The 2,368-nt window shown below is 70.9% G+C and carries 2 protein-coding genes; one reads left to right on the plus strand and one right to left on the minus strand.

Going from position 1 to position 2,368, the window contains the following annotated elements; genetic code table 11:
* Positions 1-95: 95 nt before the first annotated feature.
* The gene (locus ADK54_RS10475; RefSeq protein WP_053725298.1) at positions 96-1,574 is read right to left on the minus strand and encodes a sodium:solute symporter; all 1,479 of its coding nucleotides are present in this window, start codon (positions 1,572-1,574) and stop codon (positions 96-98) included.
* Between the two features lie 184 nt (positions 1,575-1,758).
* On the opposite strand from ADK54_RS10475, the gene ADK54_RS10480 reads away from it, so the two are divergent.
* Positions 1,759-2,368, plus strand: a 610-nt coding sequence (locus ADK54_RS10480) for a PucR family transcriptional regulator ligand-binding domain-containing protein (RefSeq protein WP_199826924.1), incomplete at its 3' end; no start/stop codon positions are given.

The following is a 2,368-nucleotide window of genomic DNA, read 5'->3' on the forward strand; positions in this document are numbered from 1 at the left end:
AGCACCTCACGCTCGCGCTCGGACAACACCAGTTCGGCCAACCGCGGCCCCGGACGCCCCATGCATATCAAACGACGCATCAACGACTCAGGTCACTAGCTGTGCGCCGGCGCCGCTTCGGCGGCCACCGGCTCGGTGGGTTCCGCCCCAGCACCGGCGAGCCGCTCGCGCCAGACGGCGAGCACCGCGGCGTCGGTCGGCTTCGTCGCGTACGACACGAGGACGTACGAGAGGAGCGAGGCGAGCAGTCCGTAGTAGACGGGCTCGTTGGCGAGGATGCCGTACCGCACCATGAGACCGACGACCGCGAGGCCGCCGACGGCGACGGAGGCGAGCGCGCCCGAGACGGTGCCGCGCTTCCAGAGCAGCCCGCCGAGGATCGGCACGAGCAGCCCGCCCACGAGCAGGTCGTAGGCGACGGTGAGCCCCTCGACGACGCTGCTGAGCCGGGTCGCGATGACGATCACGGCGAGCCCCATGACGAGGATGAAGACGCGATTGCCCTTCACTTCGTCCTGCTCTTCGCCTCCCCCGATCTCCCCCTTGATCCTCTTGAACCTCGCCCAGATGTCGTTGTTGGCGACTGTGGCCGAGGCGATGAGGGCGCCGGAGGAGGTGGACATGACGGCGGCGAGGGCGGCGGCGAGTACCAACCCCCTTACGCCGATGGGGAGTTCGTCCTTGACGATGGTGGCGAAGGCGTCGTCGGCGCTGGTGAGGTCGGGGTAGAGGACCTTGGCTGCGGTGCCGATGACGGCGCCCGCGAGGGCGTACACCAGGCAGTACGTTCCGGCGACGGTGCCGCCGAGCCGGGCGACCTTGTCGCTGCGCGCGGTGAACACGCGCTGCCAGATGTCCTGCCCGATGAGCATGCCGAAGGTGTAGATCAGCACGTACGTGAAGATCGTCTCGCCGCCGATGCCGAGCGGGTCGAAGTAGGAGGTGGGGAGCGAGGCCTTCATCTCGCTGAAGCCGCCGGCCTTGACGACGGCGATGGGGAGAAGGAGAAGCAGCACCCCGACGGTCTTGACGACGAACTGGACCATGTCGGTGAGGGTGATGGACCACATGCCGCCGAGGGTCGAGTACGCGACGACGATGGCACCGCCGAGGACGATCGCCACGGTGCGGTCGAGGTCGAAGAGGACGTCGAAGATGGTGGCGTACGCGATGGTCGAGGTGACCGCGAGCATCAGCGTGTAGGCCCACATCACGACGCCGGATATGAGGCCGGCGCGGCCGCCGTAGCGCAGGTCCAGCATCTCGGAGACGGTGTAGACGCGGAGCCGGGCGATGCGGGCGGAGAAGAAGACGGAGAGCGCGAGCAGGCCGAGGCCGATGGTGAGGACCATCCAGGCGCCGGACAGGCCGTACTTGTAGCCGAGGCCCACGCCGCCGATGGTGGAGGCGCCGCCGAGGACGCTGGCGGCCATGGTGCCGGAGTACATCGCGGGCCCCAACCGCCGCCCCGCGACCAGGAATTCGGACTTCGACCTGGCGCGCCGCATGCCCCACCAGCCCATAGCCAGCATCCCGGCCAGATAGACGACGATCACTGTGTAGTCGACGGCCATGCGGGGCCCTCCTTCGCGCTCACTCGGTGGCGTGTCGTGCAGATGGAGTGGTCGGCGGCTGTTCGCGGGGACATCCGCCCGTACCCGCGGCCGCCGGTTCGACTTGACCTTAGGTGGCCGGAAAGCAACGCTGAAGTGTACGTTTCCTCCACTCCTGACGCTGCTGATGGATGGATCGTCCACCATGCCGGAACCGACCGCTCCGCCCACTCCGCCCATCGCACTGGCCGCGCTGCTGGCCCGCGCGGACCTGGGCCTGCGCCAGATCGCGGGGCCCGTCGATGCCTCGATCCGCTGGGTGCACACCTCGGAGATGGCCGACCCGTACCCGTATCTGCTCGGCGGGGAGCTCCTCATGACCGCGGGGGTACAGCTCCCCGACCCCGAGCTGTACGTGTCCCGGGTGGTCGCGGCGGGGGCGGCGGCGCTGGGCTTCGGTCTGGCCCCGGTGTACGACGCGGTGCCGCCGGCACTGGTGGAGGCCTGCTCCCGCCACGGCCTCCCCTTGCTGGAGGTGCCGCCGCGCACGACGTTCTCCGGGGTGGCGCGGGCGGTGTGGCTCCTGATGGCCCGGGCCGGCGAGGACGAGCTGCGGCGGGTGAGCGAGGCGCAGCGGGCGCTGGCGGCGGGGGCGTCCCGTTCCGACCCGGTCGGGGCGGTGCTGCGGGTGCTGTCCGGGCGACTCGGGGGGTGGGCGGGGCTGGTGACCCCGGAGGGGTCGGTGCTGGATGCGGCGGGGGGGGAGCCGTCGGCCCCCGCGGGGGGGGGGCTGCCGGGGGTGGGGGGGGGGGGGG

This window comes from Streptomyces sp. WM6378, from assembly GCF_001279695.1.
Classification (GTDB): domain Bacteria; phylum Actinomycetota; class Actinomycetes; order Streptomycetales; family Streptomycetaceae; genus Streptomyces.

Bases quoted from the DNA above. Each gene is read 5' to 3' on its own strand.
- ADK54_RS10475 (WP_053725298.1), bottom strand. From the start codon at position 1,574: ATGGCCGTCGACTACACAGTGATCGTCGTCTATCTGGCCGGGATGCTG.